This is a genomic window from Nitrosomonas ureae, assembly GCF_900108305.1.
Classification (GTDB): domain Bacteria; phylum Pseudomonadota; class Gammaproteobacteria; order Burkholderiales; family Nitrosomonadaceae; genus Nitrosomonas; species Nitrosomonas ureae_B.
Genome location: NZ_FNUX01000002.1, coordinates 91,184 through 111,246 on the forward strand (window position 1 = coordinate 91,184; position 20,063 = coordinate 111,246).

At 51.2% G+C, this 20,063-nt stretch carries 16 protein-coding genes and 1 tRNA gene; 15 read left to right on the plus strand and 2 right to left on the minus strand.

The window, feature by feature from the left end; translation table 11 throughout:
* Window positions 1-14 precede the first annotated feature (14 nt).
* A complete protein-coding gene (gene lnt / locus C4S39_RS01875) occupies window positions 15-1,529 on the minus strand; it encodes an apolipoprotein N-acyltransferase (RefSeq protein ID WP_103965364.1) in 1,515 nt (504 codons plus the stop codon).
* Between the two features lie 381 nt (window positions 1,530-1,910).
* Between lnt and C4S39_RS01880 the strand changes: the two genes are divergently transcribed.
* The 15 genes from C4S39_RS01880 (at window position 1,911) to C4S39_RS01950 (ending at window position 17,084) form a co-directional block, all read left to right on the plus strand.
* The gene (locus tag C4S39_RS01880; protein ID WP_103965365.1) at window positions 1,911-3,647 is read left to right on the plus strand and encodes a tetratricopeptide repeat protein; all 1,737 of its coding nucleotides are present in this window, start codon (window positions 1,911-1,913) and stop codon (window positions 3,645-3,647) included.
* A 108-nt stretch (window positions 3,648-3,755) separates the two neighbouring features.
* A complete protein-coding gene (gene minC / locus C4S39_RS01885) occupies window positions 3,756-4,523 on the plus strand; it encodes a septum site-determining protein MinC (RefSeq protein WP_103965366.1) in 768 nt (255 codons plus the stop codon).
* A gap of 23 nt (window positions 4,524-4,546) precedes the next feature.
* Window positions 4,547-5,359 carry a septum site-determining protein MinD gene (gene minD / locus C4S39_RS01890; protein WP_103965367.1) on the plus strand — a complete coding sequence of 271 codons (813 nt, stop codon included), beginning with the start codon at window positions 4,547-4,549 and terminating at the stop codon, window positions 5,357-5,359.
* Complete coding sequence (gene minE, locus C4S39_RS01895) at window positions 5,356-5,634, plus strand: cell division topological specificity factor MinE (RefSeq protein WP_103965368.1); 279 nt, start codon at window positions 5,356-5,358, stop codon at window positions 5,632-5,634. Before minD ends, minE begins: the two co-directional genes overlap by 4 nt.
* A gap of 39 nt (window positions 5,635-5,673) precedes the next feature.
* Window positions 5,674-6,366 carry a lipoprotein insertase outer membrane protein LolB gene (lolB, locus tag C4S39_RS01900; protein WP_258039232.1) on the plus strand — a complete coding sequence of 231 codons (693 nt, stop codon included), beginning with the start codon at window positions 5,674-5,676 and terminating at the stop codon, window positions 6,364-6,366.
* A gap of 37 nt (window positions 6,367-6,403) precedes the next feature.
* Window positions 6,404-7,237 (plus strand): 4-(cytidine 5'-diphospho)-2-C-methyl-D-erythritol kinase, encoded by an 834-nt coding sequence (gene ispE / locus C4S39_RS01905; RefSeq protein ID WP_103965370.1) that lies wholly within the window; start codon window positions 6,404-6,406, stop codon window positions 7,235-7,237.
* Window positions 7,238-7,248: 11 nt separating this feature from the next.
* Window positions 7,249-7,323: transfer RNA gene (locus C4S39_RS01910), tRNA-Gln, on the plus strand.
* Window positions 7,324-7,460: 137 nt separating this feature from the next.
* Window positions 7,461-8,411 (plus strand): ribose-phosphate pyrophosphokinase, encoded by a 951-nt coding sequence (locus C4S39_RS01915; protein WP_103965371.1) that lies wholly within the window; start codon window positions 7,461-7,463, stop codon window positions 8,409-8,411.
* 59 nt (window positions 8,412-8,470) lie between these two features.
* A complete protein-coding gene (locus tag C4S39_RS01920) occupies window positions 8,471-9,091 on the plus strand; it encodes a 50S ribosomal protein L25/general stress protein Ctc (RefSeq protein WP_103965372.1) in 621 nt (206 codons plus the stop codon).
* 140 nt (window positions 9,092-9,231) lie between these two features.
* Window positions 9,232-9,801, plus strand: coding sequence for an aminoacyl-tRNA hydrolase (gene pth / locus C4S39_RS01925; protein ID WP_103965373.1), 570 nt, complete (start codon window positions 9,232-9,234; stop codon window positions 9,799-9,801).
* Between the two features lie 58 nt (window positions 9,802-9,859).
* Entirely contained in the window at window positions 9,860-10,951 is a 1,092-nt protein-coding gene (gene ychF / locus C4S39_RS01930; RefSeq protein ID WP_103965374.1) for a redox-regulated ATPase YchF, read from the plus strand.
* A 102-nt stretch (window positions 10,952-11,053) separates the two neighbouring features.
* Window positions 11,054-12,169, plus strand: a complete 1,116-nt coding sequence (gene fic, locus C4S39_RS01935; protein ID WP_103965375.1) for a protein adenylyltransferase Fic — start codon at window positions 11,054-11,056, stop codon at window positions 12,167-12,169.
* A complete protein-coding gene (locus C4S39_RS01940; protein ID WP_258039233.1) occupies window positions 12,153-12,893 on the plus strand; it encodes an SAM-dependent methyltransferase in 741 nt (246 codons plus the stop codon). The genes fic and C4S39_RS01940 overlap by 17 nt, the downstream gene beginning before the upstream one ends.
* Window positions 12,890-14,554 (plus strand): Eco57I restriction-modification methylase domain-containing protein, encoded by a 1,665-nt coding sequence (locus C4S39_RS01945; protein WP_103965376.1) that lies wholly within the window; start codon window positions 12,890-12,892, stop codon window positions 14,552-14,554. Before C4S39_RS01940 ends, C4S39_RS01945 begins: the two co-directional genes overlap by 4 nt.
* Window positions 14,547-17,084 (plus strand): DEAD/DEAH box helicase family protein, encoded by a 2,538-nt coding sequence (locus C4S39_RS01950; RefSeq protein ID WP_103965377.1) that lies wholly within the window; start codon window positions 14,547-14,549, stop codon window positions 17,082-17,084. Before C4S39_RS01945 ends, C4S39_RS01950 begins: the two co-directional genes overlap by 8 nt.
* Before the next feature lie 58 nt (window positions 17,085-17,142).
* Here C4S39_RS01950 and rapA read toward each other — a convergent pair whose 3' ends face one another.
* On the minus strand, window positions 17,143-20,043 hold the full coding sequence (rapA, locus tag C4S39_RS01955) for an RNA polymerase-associated protein RapA (RefSeq protein WP_103965378.1): 2,901 nt from the start codon (window positions 20,041-20,043) through the stop codon (window positions 17,143-17,145).
* Window positions 20,044-20,063 lie beyond the last annotated feature (20 nt).

Sequence of the window (20,063 nt, forward strand, 5' to 3'; positions counted from 1 at the left end):
AAGTAATGCGGATTTTACCGGTTTTTCCTGGCCGCGTGAAAGGTGGATAGCAATCCGATACACAATAACAGACCGGCGAGCCCGAGTACCGGGTAATTTCCCATTCGCACATAGGGCGTGGCTCCGGAAAAACCTTGCGCCAATCCGTGCAACGCCGCAGTGGTAAAAATCTCAATAGTCTGCAATACCCGACCGCGCTCGTCGATGATTGCGGTTACGCCCGTATTGGTGGCCCGCAGCATATAGCGTCCGGTTTCCAGCGCGCGCATTTGCGAAATCTGCAGATGCTGCTGCGGCCCGATCGAGCGTCCGAACCAGGCATCATTACTCACATTGACCAACATCGTAGCTTGCGGCAACTGATTAATAATCTCTTCACCGAATACATCTTCATAGCAAATATTGATTGCAACACGCTGCCCCGCAAGATTCATCGGCTGTTGATCCAGGCTGCCGCGCGAAAAATCCGACAATGGTATTTGCAACACATCGATAACCCAACCGAATATGGGCTTTAACGGAATAAACTCACCGAAAGGCACCAGGTGATGTTTGCGGTAACTTTGTTCCGGTGCGGAACCAAAACTGAACATGGTGTTGTAATATTCGTTATCGTCATGGGCGGCACGCTCGGCCAACCCGATCAGCACATCGCCATTGTTGTTTCTGGCATGCTCGGCCAGATGGGACAGATAGGATTTCGGCACGACATTGCTGAACAGCGGGATGGAAATTTCCGGTGTTACGATCAGGCGGCTGTCACTTTCCAGAATCAACCGGGCATAGGTCTGCATCGTATTTTCCAGATGATCTTCGCGCCATTTCATGTCCTGAGCGATATTGCCCTGCAGCAGGCTCACCGTTACCGGCTCACCTTGCGGCTGCACCCAATTGATTGCCTGTAAGCCATATCCGCCGAACCAAATCAGCATTAAGGGAAATCCGAAACGCCATTGCCTGATCCCTTTATCAATCCAGAAAAAAAGCAAGGCAGCGCTGAACACCACAATCATTGAAATACCATATACCCCGATGACCGGCGCAAAGCCAGCCAGAGGACTGAAAGGCGCTTGCGAGTAACCCATCAGCAGCCAGGGAAAACCGGTAAACAAGGTTCCGCGCAACCACTCAAACACTATCCACAAGGCAGCGGCCAGTGCGGCCCAGAGGAACGGCGAAGTCAGACGAAGTTTAGTCAACAACCACAGGCCCAGGGCAGGAAAAAGCGACAGATAAGCACAGAGTATAATCAAGGCGACAACCGCGGTGGGCATCGGCATCGCACCAAAATCGTGCAAACTGACATAAATCCATGTGACGCCGGCACTGAACAATCCCATGCCAAAACAAAATCCCAATACCGCGTTTCTGATCGGAGATAAACTATTATGGCAATAACCCAGCAACGCGGCGAGAGTAACCACCGGAACCGGAAAAAGATAAAAAGGCGCAAAACCAAGAACTGTCAGCACCCCCAGCAAATAAACAATAATTAATTTAACGTAGGAATTATTCAAGAGAATCAACATTGGAAGTATCAAGAGATAAAATTCATGCGGATGCGATAGTATGCTTGAATTTTAGCGCAGCCGGTACAATTATGAACTTTCATGATTTAATATCGTTCTCAGCATCTCCTGATCGTAAATGCATCAGTGATCCCTATCCTTACGATCCAATTCATTTTTCATGATGACATTCAATCCCACTTATGCTAAATAATTATTTATTCACTTTTTTGCAAGTATAAAAGTAGAATATGTGCATTATGCTAAAAATGATCACGCAATGAATCCGAAGCGCTGCAGAAAAAAATAATAATGGACTAAGGTTATAGGGTCTAATTATGGGTCATGAAAATGAGCAGACTGTAAGATTTATCTTATTTTTGAAAACCAATCGGATTTCTCATGAAATTTAAACTTCTATGTGTGTTATTGCTATCCGGACTGACTGCCTGTGCGCAGATACCTGAAAAAAAGGAAATAGAAAATACCGGAGAATCCAATGAGCAGGAAGACATCAGTCAGGCTAATTTACCCAAGCAAGAATTAACCGCTCCGATCCTATTCGATTTCCTTATCGGTGAAACCGCATTACAACGCGGCAATATGGATGTTGCGGTAAACCGGTATGTCAAACTGGCCAAAACCACGCGCGATCCCCGGATTGCCAAGCGCGCAACAGAAATTTCCCTGCACGCAGGCAACACTTCTGCCGCCGAGCAGGCGGCAACGATGTGGATTCAGCTTGAACCGGATTCAGTGGATGCCCGTCAAACCATCGCAGCCTTATTGGTCAGTCTTGGCAAACTGGACACAGCGCAACCTCACCTTGAAAAATTGCTCGCCACGGAAAAGGAAGGATTAGGCAATGCCTTTATGCAGCTTAATCAGCTGCTGTCACGGAATTCAGATAAGGCGGCAACGTTACAGTTGATACAGCAACTATCCCAGCCTTATAAAGAGCTCCCGGAAGTTCATTTTGCCATTTCTCAGGCAGCATGGTTTGCCAATCAGCATCAACTGGCATCCGAAGAAATGCAACGCGCACTGGCGCTGCGCCCGGATTGGGAAATCGCCGCAATCCATAACGGACGAATATTGCAGCGCATCTCAATTAACGATGCCAGCGAATTTTATCGTAATTATCTGAAAAAATACCCGGAAAGCAATGAAGTACGGATCGCGTATACCCGGATATTAATAAACGGCAACGAGGCTGATTTGGCGCGGGAACAATTGCAATGGCTAATGGACAAAAATTCGGATGATGCCGAAATCATGCTGGCCGCCGGGCTTTTAGCTACGGAAATGGGTGATTTTGATGTCACCGAAACGAGCTTTAAAAAAGCGCTTAGCCTGGGATACAAAGATACTAATGCCGTGCATTTTCATTTGGGTCAGATTTATGAGGAAACGAACCGCCCTGAAATGGCGATGGAATCGTATCGGATGGTAAAAAGCGGGGGGCGTTATTTACCCGCGCAGATACGTTACGCAGATTTATTGGCGACAAAAGGGTATCTGAAAGAGGCTCGTGAACATCTGCAAAAACTTCCGGCCGCCAATGATCAGCAAGCCGCTCATTTAATTCTGGCGGAGGCGCAGATTCTGCGCAAATCAAAAGCATACCAGGAAGTATTTGATCTGCTTGATGAAGGATTGAAGAAATTGCCTGATTATCCGGAACTGCTTTATGATCGCGCACTGGCCGCAGACAAACTGGGTAAATTTAAGATTCTCGAACAGGATCTGCGCCAGCTGATACAGCTCAAGCCTGACAATGCCCATGCCTACAACGCTTTAGGCTACAGTTTTGCTGAACGTGGCATTCAACTACCGGAAGCGCTCAAGCTGATTAAAAAAGCCGTTGAACTCGCTCCAGAGGACCCCTATATCATGGATAGCTTGGGCTGGGTGTACTACCGCATGGGTAACCTGACAGAAGGGTTGAATTACTTGAATCTGGCATTTTCCGCCCGTCCGGATGCCGAAATCGCAGCACATTTGGGCGAAGTGCTTTGGATACAAGGCGCCAAGAGCGATGCCATAAATATTTGGCGATCCGCTTTAGAAAAAGAACCGGGTAATGAAGTTTTACTTGAGACATTACAACGCCTTACAAAAAAGAAGGTCATCGACTGAACCCTCTTGTCAGTAAAACTTATAATCAACCTCATGATAAAAAGCCATTAATTATATAATGAATGAATCCCGATGCGGGTCTCATACTGCTACAATGCGTTCTGAAAAATGTTAAATACTTCTCCAATTCTTGAATTTAAAAGCAGTACTTTTTTTTCGCCCATTCTTATTCTTTATACGAATGACATGGTTGCGATAGAGCAAATGCTGCACGAGAAAATCAATCTGGCGCCGGATTTTTTCAAAGATTCGCCTTTGATTATCGATTTACGTGAGTTAAATAAATTGAACCTGGATTTGGATTTTGCTCAGATCGCGCAACTATTGAAGAGAACTGGTTTTTTTCCTGTCGGCATTCGTGGCGGTAATGAACAACAAAATAAGCAAGCACGCGCTCTATCACTTCCAATCGATACGGTACGCGAGCTGGGCAATCCGATCATCATCGGTGAAGCACAAAAACAGGAAAGCATCCAGCAGCCTCCCGCGCAGCCGGAAGTAGTCATTGTCAAAGAATCCGTGCAGCCCACTGCAATTCCGCCCGTACCTGCTGCCTCAGTATTAGTTACTCAGCCGATCCGCTCCGGACAGCGAATCTATTCGTCCGGGGATTTGATCATCTTATCTCAAGTCAGCGCAGGCGCTGAAATTATGGCCGAGGGTAACATACACGTCTATAATACCTTGCGAGGCCGCGCACTGGCAGGTGTGCACGGCAATACCGCCGCCAGGATATTTTGCTTCGATTTGCAAGCAGAGCTTGTCTCGATTGCGGGAGATTATAAAACCAGCGAAGATTTAAACAAGCAAACATACAACAATCCGGTACAAGTATATTTACAGAATCATGCATTGATCATTAAAGAGATTGCTTAAAACCAATAGCAAAGGAGGCTCAATTGGCAAGAATTATAGTCGTGACGTCAGGCAAAGGTGGCGTTGGCAAAACAACAACAAGCGCAGCAATTGCCATGGGGCTGGCGAAAAAAGGTCATAAAACAGCGGTTATTGATTTTGATGTGGGTTTGCGGAATCTGGATTTAATTCTCGGCTGCGAGCGCCGGGTTGTTTACGACTTTATTAATGTTATCAATGGAGAAGCCAGTCTCAATCAGGCGCTTATCCGTGACAAAAACTGCAACCTTCTCTATATCCTGCCCGCTTCGCAAACGCGGGATAAGGATGCGCTGACGCACGAAGGCGTAGGCAAGGTACTGGACGAACTATCCAAGGATTTCCAGTACATTGTTTGCGATTCGCCCGCGGGTATCGAAAAAGGCGCCAATTTAGCACTTTATTTTGCCGATGATGCTTTTGTCGTAACCAACCCGGAAATTTCTTCCGTCCGGGATTCCGATCGCATGCTGGGCATTCTGTCGAGCAAATCACGCCGCGCCGAAAGAAATGAAGAGCCTATCAAGGAATATTTATTGTTAACCCGGTATGATGCCGACCGGGTAAAGTTAGGTGAAATGCTGAGCCTGGAAGATGTGCAGGAAATCTTATCTCTGGAGTTATTAGGCATTATTCCTGAGTCAAAATCTGTCTTATCCGCATCAAATGCGGGCATACCAGTCATTCTGGACGAAAAAAGCGAGGCGGGTCAGGCCTATGCCGATATCGTCGCACGTTATTTAGGAGAGACGCTGCCACATCGATTTATTGATGGCAAGCAAGGGTTTCTCAGGAGGCTTTTCGGAGGAAGAAAATGAGCTTACTGGACTATTTCAGATCATCCAAACCCAAGACCGCATCGCTTGCCAAAGAAAGATTACAAATTCTTGTCGCGCATGAGCGCACTTATCGCAATCAGCCTTCTTATTTACCGCAATTGCAGAAAGAGCTTCTAGACGTCATCCGCAAATATGTTAATGTGGATCAAGATGCAATCTCCGTTAATTTCGAACAGGACGAGAATCAGGAAACGCTGGAACTGAATATTGTTCTGCCCGATTATCACCAAGCCAATAAAACCATAAATAATTAAAATCTCTTATGCACTTCTTGCGCATTGGTAATTAATGAATTGAAATTGATTATTTTCTGTATTAACCCTAGAAATTCCAAATTACCCGCAAGCCGGATCAGAACGCATCAACCGAATGTTATTCTGGGGCTCTTGATAAGCTGCTTCATTCTGCTCTTTCCCGGCTGCAGGACATTACCGACTCAACCTCCATCCGATGCGATTGCAACGACTATTTTTACCGAGCCGCTTGCTGCCGGCGCTCAGAATATTTTCGCCGGTGATTTCAATATCCTGGGCAGAATAGCCGTCCAAGACAAGAGCCAAAGCTTTTCCGGTAGCTTTCGCTGGCATCATAGGGCTGCCAGCGATGAGATCTTGCTATTCACACCCTTAGGTCAGGCAGTCGCGGAAATCACGAAAGACAGCGAAGGAGTCCGCTTAATTACCTCAAAGCTGGAGGCGTTTTATGCCACCGATGTGGAAAGCCTGACTGAGCAGATTTTGGGCTGGCGCATGCCACTCGACGGCTTGCAGTACTGGATCCAGGGAACGCATGCGCCACTCACCGCTGCCGAAAAGGATCTGGATAGAAAAGATCAGATTATCGCCATCCGCCAAGATGGCTGGCATATTCATTACAGTAGCTTCACTCCGGCTCGGCCGGATTCCCTGATACGCCCCCGCGTGATCAATTTGTTCTATGACAACTTGAGAATCCGATTGGTAGTAGATAATTGGAACATCGAGTAATTTTTCCCGATAAAACATAATCGTCCCATCATTATTCATGCCTACATTTCCTGCTCCCGCCAAGCTGAATCTTTTTTTACATGTCGTTGGCCGCAGACAGGATGGCTATCATTTATTGCAGACCGTTTTCCGGTTTATAGATTTTTCTGATCAGCTCAGTTTTGCATTGCGCCCGGACGGCATCATCAAACTCCATAATCCGATTGCCGGCGTACCGGAAGAAAGGGATCTATGCGTACGCGCCGCCAGGCTGCTGCAACAAAAAACCGGAACCACGCAAGGCATTGACATCTTTTTGCAAAAGCGGATCCCGATGGGTGGCGGTCTGGGCGGCGGCAGCTCGGATGCAGCCACTACACTGTTGGCATTAAATCATTTATGGAAGGTTAATTTGAGCAAGCAACAATTGCTCGAACTAGGGCTGCAGCTAGGTGCCGATGTTCCGGTTTTTATTTTTGGAGAAAATGCTTTCGCCGAAGGAATCGGTGAGAAATTGACCGGGATTGAATTACCGCCCGCTTGGTATGTCGTCCTGATACCGCCAGTACAAGTATCGACCGCTGAAACTTTCACAAGTAAAGAATTGACACGCAACACGATTCCTATCAAAATACCGCCCTTTTCTGTCTGGCAAGGCCATAATGACTTGGAACGAGTGGTTTGTCGGCTATACCCGGAAGTTGCGCGTTGTTTGGAGTGGCTAAAGCGGCAAGAAAATACTACAATAGCAGCGATGAGCGGATCGGGTGCTTGCGTTTTTGCTGAGTTTGCATCTGAAGCAGCAGCGCAGGCTGTTTTCGAATGCATTCCTGATAGTATGACAGGCTTTATGGCAAGAGGGCTGGACTGCCATCCGTTGCATCAGACATAAAATAAAGATATAGGGGAGTCGCCAAGTGGTAAGGCACCGGATTTTGATTCCGGCATTCGTAGGTTCGATCCCTACCTCCCCTGCCAGTTTGTATAAATTTCATTGATTCTTAATACATATATAATAGTCAAATCTGACGGCGGATCGTTGAAAGCAGCCCGTTTGACAAGATAAATCAATGCTCCCTTTTCCAGCTAATTAGCTCAAAGAACGAAGAAAAAACATGTCCTATGACAGTTTGATGGTTTTTACCGGCACCTCGCATCCTAAATTGGCTCAGGATGTTGTGAAGCATCTCAACATTCATCTGGGGCGGGCAAATGTAGGGCGCTTCAGTGACGGTGAAGTCATGGTGGAAATCCTTGAAAATGTGCGTGGAAAGGATGTTTTCGTGCTGCAATCCACCTGCGCGCCGACCAGTGATAGTTTGATGGAAATACTGGTGATGGTCGATGCCTTAAAACGTTCATCTGCGAGTCGCATTACTGCTGCAATCCCGTATTTTGGTTACGCGCGGCAAGACAGAAGACCCCGCTCGGTGCGCGTGCCGATCACCGCCAAAGTGGTAGCCAATATGCTGACTACTGTTGGCGTTGACCGGTTATTGACCATGGATCTGCACTCGGATCAAATCCAGGGTTTCTTTGATATTCCCGTGGACAATATCTATGGCATGCCGATTCTGCTGGGAGACATCTGGAAACATAATTATCAGAATCTGATCGTGGTCTCACCGGATGTTGGCGGAGTAGTGCGCGCCAGGCACTTGGCCAAGCGTTTGGAATGTGATTTGGCCATTATCGATAAACGGCGCCCTAAACCCAACGAAGCGAAAGTGATGAATATCATTGGGGAAGTCAAGGATCGTACCTGTGTCATCATCGATGATCTGGTAGATACCGCAAATACGCTCTGCGAAGCGGCAAAAGCATTAAAAGAACACGGTGCGCGAACCGTCCTGGCCTATTCGACCCATGCCGTTCTGTCAGGCAGCGCGGTGGAACGCATTCAGAACTCGGCCTTGGATAAACTGGTGGTCACGGATACGATACCGCTGCGCAACGATGCGATGGCGTGTGATCGCATTTGCCAGCTAAGCATTGCCAATCTGCTGGCGGAAACCATGCTGCGCATCAGCAATGAAAGCTCATTGAGCTCGTTATTTATGGAATAAACCGATTTTTTAACCGGCTTGTTTGGTCGCGAACAAGCCATCAACATGGAGCAGTAAAAATGAAAATAGAAATCAGTGCCGACAAACGCACATTGCAGGGAAAGGGTGCGAGCCGCCGCCTGCGTGGTTCTGGTAAAGTGCCAGCAGTCATTTATGGTGGCGAGCAGGCAGCGCAATCCATCGAGATGGATCATAATGATCTGTTTCATAAGCTCAGGCTGGAAGCATTTCATGCATCCATTCTTACATTAAGCGTTGCGGGGAAAAAAGAACCCGTATTATTGCGCGATGTGCAAATGCATCCTTTCAAAAAACAGGTACTGCATGTGGATTTTCAGAGAATCGACAAAAACAAGAAAATACACATGAAAGTTCCATTGCACTTTATCAATGCAGAAATTTCACCGGGCGTAAAAACCTCTGGCGGAATTGTTACGCATATCCTGACCGAAGTGGACATCACCTGTCTTCCCGGTGATCTGCCTGAATTTATTTCAGTCGACCTGGCAGAGCTTACAGCAGGGCATACACTTCACTTGAGCGACCTGGCATTGCCTAAAGACGTGGAGACCGTCGCATTGGCCAAAGGTGACGATTTACCCGTCGCAACCATCGTCATCCCAAGATCGGTACTGTCTGAAGAAGCTGCCGGTGAGACAGCAAGCGCCGAGAAATCATAGTCTCCAGCAAAGACAAGCCCCCAGGCTGATCTGCTGGGAATTTGATTCATCTGCCGGGATTAAGCGACATACCGGCAGATTCTTGTTTCTAAATCCACTTTCAGCAACCGGATTAACACACTGCAGCTTGACATCATTTCATGAAACTTATCGTTGGATTGGGTAATCCAGGCAGGGAATATGCGGGGACACGCCATAATGCCGGTTTTGAGTGGGTGAATCGATTATCGCAAATGCTGCACACCCCGCTGAAAGCGGAAGTCCGGTTTCACGGTTTATGCGCACAAATCCGTCAGAAAGACATCGATGTATGGCTATTGGAACCGCAGACTTTCATGAACCGCAGCGGTCAAGCGGTATCCGCACTGTGTCAGTTTTACAAAATTCTGCCCGGCGAAATCATCGTGGTACATGACGAACTGGATTTGCCGCCGGGTGCCGCAAAACTGAAGAAAGGCGGAGGTCTGGGCGGACATAACGGGCTTAAGGATATTGCGGCAAAACTGGGCACGCAGGATTTCTGGCGGTTGCGCATCGGCATCGGTCATCCGGGTGATCGTGATGCAGTTGTGAACTATGTATTACACCCGCCGAGAAAAGAAGAAGCGCAGCTCATCGATGAATCCATTGAAAGAAGCCTGGATGTCTGGCCGCTTATCGCACAAGGTGCCTGTGAGGCAGCCATGATGAAATTACATACCAAGACATAACAACGCGGCAAAGCTTTCACACAATCGTTATTTAATCCCTATTCATGAGAATCAGACCATGAGTCTAAAATGCGGAATCGTAGGTCTTCCCAACGTCGGCAAATCCACCTTGTTCAACGCTTTGACCAAGGCGGGCATTGCCGCTGAAAATTATCCTTTCTGCACCATCGATCCGAACATCGGTATTGTCGAAGTGCCGGATCCGCGTCTGCAAAAGCTCAGCGGCATCGTCAAGCCGCAGAAGGTGCAACCGGCCATCGTCGAATTCGTCGATATCGCCGGACTGGTCGCCGGAGCCTCCAAAGGCGAGGGATTGGGCAACAAGTTTCTCGCCAACATCCGCGAAACCGACGGCATCGTCAACATGGTGCGCTGCTTCAGCGATGACAATGTCGTGCACGTCGCCGGCAAGGTCGACCCGATCTCCGATATCGAAGTGATCCAAACCGAACTGTCTCTGGCTGATCTCGCCACGGTAGAAAAAGCCATTCAGCGCGAATCCAAGGTGGCCAAATCCGGCAACAAGGATGCGATCAAATTGTGCGCCTTGCTGGAAACGGTGCAAGCGCATCTGGACCAGGGCAAACCCGCCAGAACGCTCGACTTGGATAAAGAGCAAAAACTCTTGTTGCAACCGCTATGTTTATTGACCGCCAAACCGGCGATTTACGTCGCCAATGTCGATGACCGCGGCTTTGAAAACAATCCGCTGCTTACCCGCGTGCAGGAATACGCCGCTCGGGAAGGCGCACCGGTGGTCGCCATCTGCGCCGCGCTGGAAGCGGAAATCGCGGAACTGTCCGATGACGACAAACAAATCTTCTTAGCCGACCTGAATCTGGAAGAACCCGGACTCAACCGCCTGGTACGCGCAGGCTATGAACTGCTCGGACTGCAAACGTATTTCACCGCCGGCGTCAAAGAAGTCCGCGCCTGGACCATCCACAAAGGCGATACCGCCCCGCAGGCGGCCGGCGTCATTCATACCGATTTTGAAAAAGGATTCATCCGCGCCGAAGTAACCAGTTATGAGGATTTCATTACCTACAACGGCGAACAAGGCGCCAAGGAAGCCGGCAAGATGCGCCTCGAAGGCAAGGAATATGTCGTCAAGGACGGTGACGTGATGCATTTCCGTTTCAATGTTTAATTGATATGTCGCAAAAAATTAAAATCTGCGACATATTTAATTGACCTGTCGCTGCGAACGACATAAACTGATCACATGTCGCAAAAATGCAAAAATTAAACCATGACTGCCTGGCGTCCGGATCAACCTTACAACGACCTTCCTCTTTTACCTCCGGCAATTGAACTGGAAACGCGCACGGTGCTCAAGCAGTGCATCGCGGCCCGCGCAGCACTGGCGGAACTGAAGCAGGCTGCCGAACTCATTCCCAATCAAGGCGTTCTGATCAATACCCTGCCACTGCTCGAAGCCCAAGCCAGTTCGGAAATCGAGAACATCGTCACCACGACGGATCGATTGTTTCAGTTCCAAAACACCGGGGAACACGCCGACCCAGCCACGCGCGAAGCCCTGCGCTATAGCGGCGCTCTGCTGGAAGGAGTTCAAGCACTAAAGCAACACCCGCTGAATACTCGCACTGCAGAACAAGTATGCACCCGCATCAAGGGAATGGACATGCAGGTGCGGCGTGTGCCCGGAACGGCGCTGGCCAATCAGGCCACCAGTGAAGTGATTTATACCCCGCCTGTTGGAGAAGATTTGCTGAGATCAAAACTGGCCAACTGGGAACGCTACCTGCATGAGGCACGCGATGTCGATCCGCTAATCCGCATGGCGGCTGGGCATTACCAGTTCGAAGCGATTCATCCGTTCACCGATGGCAATGGCCGCACCGGGCGCGTGCTGAATAGCTTGTTCCTGATCCAGGAAAATTTATTGACGCTGCCGATTCTTTACCTCAGCCGCTACATTATCAAGAACAAAACCGAGTATTACCGCCTGTTGCTCGATGTCACACGCAACCAGGCATGGGAACCGTGGATTATCTTCTTGTTGCACGGCATCGAAGACACCGCGCGCTGGACCACCGCCAAAATCGCCGCAATCCGTACTTTGTCGGGATTGACGATTAACCATGTAAAGCAAGCGGCACCAAAAATCTACAGCCGAGAACTGATCGATCTGATCTTCGATCTGCCCTACTGCCGGATTCAGAATCTGGTCGAGAAACACATCGCCGGACGCCAGGCCGCCTCGCGCTATCTCAAGCAACTGGTGGAAATCGGCGTACTGGAGGAAAGAACCGTGGGGCGCGAGAAATTATTCATTCATCCCAAACTGATGCAGTTGCTGACGCGGGATGACAATGCCGTCACCGCTTATGGATATTTGGCATGAATATATTTTCTTTATCGAAGCTGGGTCAGGCATACTCTCAAATTACCCACAAGCTATCGCCCAAAGCCTTTTGCCCATGAACCTTATTAAGTCTCGAAAGCGCGTTGCCGACCACGGAGAGGTATTCACTCCCGCGTGGCTGGTCGATGCCATGCTCGACCTCGTGAAGGACGAGTCGGAGCGCATTGATTCCCGCTTTCTGGAACCGGCCTGCGGAAGCGGTAATTTTATTGTCAAGGTCTTGCAGCGCAAGCTCGCGGCCGTCGAGTGCAAGTTCGGGAAATCTGACTTCGAAAAACAGCACTATGCGCTGCTGGCACTGATGAGCATCTACGGGATCGAGCTTCTGGCAGACAACATCACCGAATGCAGGGAAAACATGCTGGAAATCTTTGCCGACTACCTGAACACGCAGGAATCAGATGACATCTATTGCACTGCTTCCTATGTGTTAACGCAGAATCTAATCCATGGTGATGCCTTGACGATGTGCACCAGCCGCAAAGAGCCGATTACCTTTGCCGAATGGGGTTATCTGGGTAAGGGCAAGTTTCAACGTCGCGATTTTCGCTTCGACGTCCTCACTGGTATGTCGAACCACGTTGAACAGGGGTCGCTGTTTGCCAAGCATGAAATTTTCACACCAATTATGGCTTACCCGCCGATGACCGTTCGTGAGCTTGCTCGCATGGCGAGCGATAATGCTGCAAAGGAGAATGCATGAACGGTCAGGCTTCTTTTACCCTGCGAGGTCGTAACCCGGATGTACTGACCTGCATTGCGAATCTTTCTAACGACGAAGTCTTCACCCCGCCAGAGTTCGCCAACAGGATGCTGGATACGCTTGCCGAGGCATGGGCGGCCAGCCACAACGGGGCAAACCTCTGGGCGGACAAAACGGTGCGATTCCTCGACCCGTGCACCAAATCGGGCGTGTTCCTGCGGGAAATCACCAGCCGTCTGACCAGTGGATTGGCCAACGAGATTCCAGATCTCGAAAAGCGCGTCAATCACATCCTGACCAGGCAGGTGTTCGGCATCGGCATCACGCATCTCACCAGCCTGCTGGCGCGGCGCAGCGTGTATTGCTCGAAGCACGCCAATGGACAGCACTCCATTGCCCAATCCTTCACGAGTGACGCGGGTAACATCTGGTTTGAGCGCATCGAGCACATATGGGTTGATGGCAAATGCGCGTACTGCAGTGCGAGTCAGGCGGCGCTGGATCGCGGCGAGGCGCTGGAAACCCACGCTTACGCGTTCATTCACACAGACAACATCAAGACTCGGATGACCGAGTTGTTTGGAGGTAATATGCAATTCGATGTCATCATTGGCAACCCGCCTTACCAGTTGGATGACGGTGGCTTTGGTGCGAGCGCCATGCCGATCTATCACAAATTCGTTGAACAGGCGAAGGCATTGGAGCCACGTTTTCTTACGATGGTTATTCCATCTCGCTGGCTTTTCGGCGGCCGCGGCTTGGATGAGTTCCGAAATACGATGCTCAACGACAAAAGGATTCGTAAGCTAGTTGACTATCCAGATAGCCGTCAGGTGTTCCCCAGTGTCGATGTCGCAGGTGGCATCTGCTACTTCACCTGGGACAGGGACAATCCTGGCGAGTGCCGCGTAGTCGAATTTGGGCATGGTATGGAGTCGTCAGAGTCCGTGCGACTGCTTCTTGAGAAAGGTGTGGAAGTCTTCATTCGCAGCAATCGCTCGCTGCCGATTCTGAAGAAGATTGTTGAGATAGAGCGCGCCGCACAGCACAGCACAGCACAGCACAGCACAGCACAGCACAGCAGGGATTATTCGCTTGTGTTGCCTAAAAACAAGCGCTTCGATCAACAGGTCAGTTCGCAAAAACCATTTGGACTGCGTACGTTCTTCAGGGGAGTGGAGAAAAAATCGTCAAAACATGATGTGCTCGTCCTTCAGAGTGGAGGACGAGCATGGACATCTCGCGCTGAAATAACGACTGGCAAAGACCTGATCGACAAGTGGAAAATATTTACCTCCAAGTCATCGTCGGAACACGCCGGTCAAGTTGACAAGAACGGGCAGCGGCGAGTGCTCTCGCTGTCGGGGGTCATTCCGCCAGGTTCTGTGGTCACAGAGACATACATACTCCTCGGTGCATACGACACAGAGAAAGAAGCGCGAAACTGCTTTACATATGTTGTCACGAGATTCTTTCGATACCTCATCACCGTACGGTCGTCCGCACAAGATCTCGCGCGCTCGGCCTACCAGTTCGTACCGATTCAGGACTTCTCAACGGCATGGACTGATCAGAGGCTGTACGAAAAATATGAGCTTACGGATAATGAGGTTGCCTATATCGAGAGACTGATACGACCTATGGAAGTCGAGGATGAGTAAAACCATCGAGGAAATTCTCGCACCGAAGCCTGGAGTTCGGCCGCGCCTCTACGCCTACTCGATCGCTGACGCGGCGCACACGGGGCTCCTCAAGGTCGGGCAGACCACGCGCGACGTGAAGCAGCGCATCGCCGAGCAGCTCAAGACCGCAGCTATCAAAAATTATAGGATCGAACTCGATGTGCCTGCTGAGCGCGGCGACGGCACCCTCTTTAGCGATCACGAAGTGCGCGCGGCACTTGTCAGGAAAGGTTTCGAGAACGTCGAGCTGGAGTGGATGCGCTGCTCGGTCAAGGATGTAAAAACCGTACTCACCGAGCTGCGTACCGGCCAGCGCTTCGCGGGATCCCATCACGAAACCTTCCCGATGCGCCGGGAGCAGGCCGATGCCGTGGACAAGACCTTTGACTACTACCAGTCAATCTGGAGCGAAAACAAAAACGCCGCTCCGCGTTTTCTGTGGAACGCGAAGATGCGCTTCGGCAAGACTTTCACCACCTACCAGTTGGCCAGGAAGCTCGGTGCCAGGCGCGTGCTGGTGGTCACCTTCAAGCCGGCCGTCGAAGATGCGTGGCAGACTGACCTTGAGTCTCACGTGGACTTCGACGGCTGGCAATATCTCTCTCGCAACTCCGACAGCGATCCAACGCAAGCAGACCGTAAAATGCCGGTTGTCTATTTCGGCTCCTTCCAGGACCTGCTCGGCCGCGATGCGGCGGGGAACATCAAAGCGAAGAACGAATGGCTCCACACGGTGAACTGGGACCTTGTGGTGTTCGACGAATACCATTTCGGGGCGTGGCGCGACACCGCGAAGGAACTGTTCGAGGGCGAGGAGGAGGCCGTCGCAAAGAAGGAGGCCAGGCTTGAATATGCCACCGGTCTGGAGGGCATGAACGAAGACCTCACTGTGCTTTCCGAGAAGGAAGCCGAGTTTCTACCCATCACCACCAAGGCTTATCTGTATCTATCCGGAACACCGTTCAAGGCGCTGGCGACCGGCGAGTTCATCGAAGAGCAGATATTCAACTGGACCTACACCGACGAACAACGTGCCAAGGAAGCGTTCACCGCCACGAATCCGAGCCAGCGCAACCCCTACGGTGCGCTGCCGCAGATGCGGCTGCTGACCTATCAGATGCCGGATGAACTGCTAGCCATTGCGAGCGGCGGCGAGTTTGACGAGTTCGATCTCAACGCGTTCTTCGAGGCATCGGGTACGGACAGAACGGCACAGTTCAAGCACAAGAACGATGTACAAAAGTGGCTGGACATCATCCGTGGGGGTTACGCACAAAAATCGGTCGAGCACCTGAAGACCGGTACGCAACCACCTTTTCCGTATTCCGACGTGCGCCTGCTGCCCTACCTGCAGCACTCGTTCTGGTTCTTGCCCAACGTTGCGGCCTGCCATGCGATGGCCAATCTGCTGGCGGAAAAGCACAATGTCTTCTGGCATGACTACGATGCAGTCGTTGCGGCCGGAGCGGCGGCGGGAATCGGATTGGAAGCATTGCCGCCAGTGCGAAAAACCATCGGCAGTGGATTCGACACCAAAACCATCACGTTGTCGTGCGGCAAGCTCACCACCGGCGTCACCGTGCCACAGTGGTCATCCATCCTGATGCTGCGCAACCTCCAGTCACCCGAGACCTACTTCCAGGCTGCGTTCCGCGTGCAATCGCCATGGTCCATCAAGAATCCCAACGGCGACAACCCGAACGAGGAGGAAATCCTCAAGCCGGTCTGTTTCGTGTTTGACTTCGCGCCCACCCGCGCCCTGCGGCAACTTTCTGAGTACGGCATTGGCCTATCGCCCAACGAGCCGAACCCGGAGAACGCGGTCAAGGACCTCGTGTCCTTCCTGCCCGTGCTGGCCTACGACGGCGCGAACATGACGCAGATCGATGCGGGCGGCATCCTCGACATCGCGATGGCGGGCACCTCGGCCACGCTGCTGGCGCGCAAGTGGGAGAGCGCATTGCTGGTGAACGTGGATAACGACACGCTCCGGCGCATCATGGACAACCCCGAGGCAATGGCCGCCGTGGAGCGCATCGAGGGCTGGCGCGCGCTGGGCGACAATATCATCGAGACCATCATCAACAAGAGCGATAAGGTCAAGGACCTTAAGAACAAGGCGAAGGACAAGGATTTGTCAGCCACGGAGAAGAAGGAACTCTCCGACGAGGAAAAGGAATACAAGTCCAAGCGCAAGCTGGTTCAGGAGAAACTGATCAAGTTCGCCACCCGCATTCCGGCGTTTATGTACCTCACCGATTTCCGCGAAAATACGTTGCAGGATGTCATCACAAAACTCGAACCTGACTTGTTTTTGGCCGTGACTGGCTTGACTGTGAAAGACTTCCATCTGCTCGTCCGCCTCAAGGTGTTTAATACCGAGCAGATGAACCAAGCCGTCTTCGCCTTCCGTCGTTACGAAGACGCGTCGCTACGCTATACGGGTATTGAGAGCCACCAAGGCTTGTCTCACTATGGGCTTTACGACACCGTTGTGGCAAAGGATTGAAGAGCGGAGAACGGATCTTCATTCTTCAAAACGAAACCAAAGTTGTTTCCATCACGGCTCAAGTCGCCACAATCACCCTTACGGCATCAAGCCGCAGATTACTGGATTGCAGCGCAGCGGTCAGTTGTTGCAGTTGCCGTTCGAAGAATTGGATTTCTTCGTCGCGCACGTTCGGGTTCACTTGTTGCAACGCTTTGAGGCGCTCAATTTCGGGAATGAAGGTTTGCCGGATGCGGGCTTCCGCTTCAGCAATGAGTTGCGGGGCTTGCGCTGCCGCTTGCTGTTCGCTCACGCCCAGTAATTCGCGGATCGCGTCTTCTTTCAGTTGAATCACTTGTTTGGCGATGCCGGTCGCGACCGGTTGCAGGTGTTGATTGACCGAGTCGTGATCGAGGAACGAATAGTCGCCGCCGCCTTGTTCATCGAGCACAATGCGGATCACGGCGGACGGCAGGTAGCGGCTGCTTTGCTGTACGTTATGCCCGCTGGCTTCGAGCACAAACAGGGTTTCCAGCAGCAAGGTGCCGGGCTGCACGTGTTTGTGCTTCATCATCGCCACCACGGCGTTGCCGCTTTCATGGCTCAGAATCCGTTCCATCGCGTGCGTAACCATCGGGTGTTCCCACGTCAGGAAATGCATGTCCTCATTGGCCAGCGCCACTTCGCGCGCATACGTAATGACCGATCCTTCATCCTGCAAACCGGGAAACGGCATGCTCATGTGTTCGCCCGGCTCGGTCAGATAACTGCCCGCCCGGTGTTCTTCGATATGCACGCCGCAGCAATCGAAAACCGTTTCCATGTACTGCGGCAGCGCCGGATCGTCATCCTGCGCGCGCGCGGCGTGCGTGAGCTGCTCCGCTACGCTGGGCCGGAACGAGTTATATTCCAATAATTTGTCGCGCCCGCGATCGAGTGCTTCGTTCAATTCCTGATGCGCCGATTGCGTGACGCCGATCAATCCAGCCAGCGCTTCGGCCTTGGCTTGGCGTTGATGCAGCGCGGCAATGAGCTGATCTTCCACCTTTGCAAACACCGTTTGACCCGCCGGGCAGGTTTTCTCGAATGCATTCAATCCGTCATGATACCAATGGAACATCACGGCCAGCGCGCAGTTTTCCAGATAGGGCACATGAATCTGAATGGTTTCGGTCTGACCGATGCGATCCAACCGGCCAATGCGTTGCTCCAGCAGATCGGGATTGAGCGGCAAATCGAATAGCACCAGATGATGGGAAAACTGAAAATTGCGGCCTTCGCTGCCAATTTCCGAGCATACCAATATCTGGCTTCCGGTTTCCTTATCTGCAAAAAAAGCGGCCGCGCGGTCACGTTCAATCAAACTCATGCTTTCGTGAAATACCGGAATATGCTGTCCCGTCAGTATCTTGAGCGCCTGCGCGATATCGCGCGTGGTTTGCGTATTGGCTGCAATAACCAGCACTTTCTCCGGTTTTAACCGCCGGAGCGTCGCGCTTAACCAGCCGATACGCGGATCGATCCCGGTCCAATACGGTTGCTCCGGCTCGGCTCTGGCCTGATAGAGCAGTTCAGGACACAATAACAATTGTGGTTTTGATAGGGCGGTCGTTTCAAAAGTGATCAGGCATTGCTGATATTCAACAGGTAATGCCAAAGGAACAGCTACAAGCTTGCGTTCAGGAAACCCCTTGATCGCCGCGCGCGTATTGCGGAACAAGATGCGGCCGGTACCATGCCGGTCCAGCAACAATTCCGCCAGCCTGTTTCTGGTTTTCAGTGTCTGCGGCTGATCTGCGCCAGGGTCTTGCAGGTGCGCCAGCAATGCTTGTGCTTGCGCGGCATCGAGCGTACCGGTGATCAATTGGCGAATTTCTTCGTTCAATGCCCCCCCTTCGAGCAATGCTTCGACGGCTTTAGCGATCGGTTCATACGATTGCTCTTCGGCGATAAACGCGGAGAAACTACTGAAGCGGTGCGGATCGAGCAGGCGCAGGCGGGCGTAGTGGCTGGCCTTGCCCAGTTGCTCCGGAGTGGCGGTCAATAGCAGCACACCTTTAGTGCAGGCCGCCAATTGCTCGATCATGGCATATCCGGGACTGACGGTCTGCTGCGACCAATGCAAGTGATGCGCTTCGTCGACTACCAGCAAATCCCAGTTACCCTGGAGCGCCGCTTGAAAGCGTTTGGGGTATTGGCGTAGGAAATTCAGACTGCACAGAATCAGTTGCTCGCTATGGAATGGATTTTCACCTTCCTCGCTTTCTTCCAGCGCCAAGCAACGCGCTTCGTCAAAGATGCTGAACTGCAAATTAAATCGCCGCAGCATTTCCACCAGCCACTGGTGGATCAAGGTTTCCGGCACCACGATGAGAACGCGTCTGGCGCGCTCGGTTAGCAATTGCTGGTGCAAGATCAGACCGGCTTCGATGGTTTTTCCCAGCCCCACTTCATCCGCCAGCAAAACGCGCGGCGCATAGCGGCGCCCGACTTCATGAGCGATATAGAGTTGGTGCGGGATCAGGCTGGTGCTCGTACCTACCAGGCCGTACAGCGGCGCTTGCGCCAATCGGTTGCGGATCAGTAGTGTTTGATAGCGGATCCTGAACCATTTGTCCTGATCAAACTGACCCGTAAATAAGCGTTCTGCCGGACGGTTCAATTGCAGATGATGCGCCAGCTGCTCTTCGGCCAGCTCAATTCTGTTTCCACTTTCATTCACGCAGGAATAAACCGCCAAACCATCGCGTTCATGCACTTCAGTGACTTTTAATACAGCGTTGTCATAACTGCCGATAATGTCCCCAGGCTTAAAAATCACCCGTGTCAATGGCGCTGAGTGTCTGGCATAGGAACGGATTTCACCCGTCGCTTTAAAAATAAGGGTAACAACTCTGTGCTCAACAGTCTGAACCGTGCCCAGTCCCAATTGTAAATCAACGTCACACACCCAGCGTTGACCCGGCTTAAAATCGCGCATGTATTACTCTGTAATTGATC

Excerpts from the sequence above, each read along its gene's own strand:
- lnt (WP_103965364.1), bottom strand. The coding sequence starts at position 1,529 with ATGTTGATTCTCTTGAATAATTCCTACGTTAAATTAATTATTGTTTAT.
- C4S39_RS01880 (WP_103965365.1), top strand. The coding sequence starts at position 1,911 with ATGAAATTTAAACTTCTATGTGTGTTATTGCTATCCGGACTGACTGCC.
- minC (WP_103965366.1), top strand. The coding sequence starts at position 3,756 with ATGTTAAATACTTCTCCAATTCTTGAATTTAAAAGCAGTACTTTTTTT.
- minE (WP_103965368.1), top strand. The coding sequence starts at position 5,356 with ATGAGCTTACTGGACTATTTCAGATCATCCAAACCCAAGACCGCATCG.
- ispE (WP_103965370.1), top strand. The coding sequence starts at position 6,404 with ATGCCTACATTTCCTGCTCCCGCCAAGCTGAATCTTTTTTTACATGTC.
- C4S39_RS01915 (WP_103965371.1), top strand. The coding sequence starts at position 7,461 with ATGTCCTATGACAGTTTGATGGTTTTTACCGGCACCTCGCATCCTAAA.
- C4S39_RS01920 (WP_103965372.1), top strand. The coding sequence starts at position 8,471 with ATGAAAATAGAAATCAGTGCCGACAAACGCACATTGCAGGGAAAGGGT.
- pth (WP_103965373.1), top strand. The coding sequence starts at position 9,232 with ATGAAACTTATCGTTGGATTGGGTAATCCAGGCAGGGAATATGCGGGG.
- ychF (WP_103965374.1), top strand. The coding sequence starts at position 9,860 with ATGAGTCTAAAATGCGGAATCGTAGGTCTTCCCAACGTCGGCAAATCC.
- fic (WP_103965375.1), top strand. The coding sequence starts at position 11,054 with ATGACTGCCTGGCGTCCGGATCAACCTTACAACGACCTTCCTCTTTTA.
- C4S39_RS01940 (WP_258039233.1), top strand. The coding sequence starts at position 12,153 with ATGGATATTTGGCATGAATATATTTTCTTTATCGAAGCTGGGTCAGGC.
- C4S39_RS01945 (WP_103965376.1), top strand. The coding sequence starts at position 12,890 with ATGAACGGTCAGGCTTCTTTTACCCTGCGAGGTCGTAACCCGGATGTA.
- C4S39_RS01950 (WP_103965377.1), top strand. The coding sequence starts at position 14,547 with ATGAGTAAAACCATCGAGGAAATTCTCGCACCGAAGCCTGGAGTTCGG.
- rapA (WP_103965378.1), bottom strand. The coding sequence starts at position 20,043 with ATGCGCGATTTTAAGCCGGGTCAACGCTGGGTGTGTGACGTTGATTTA.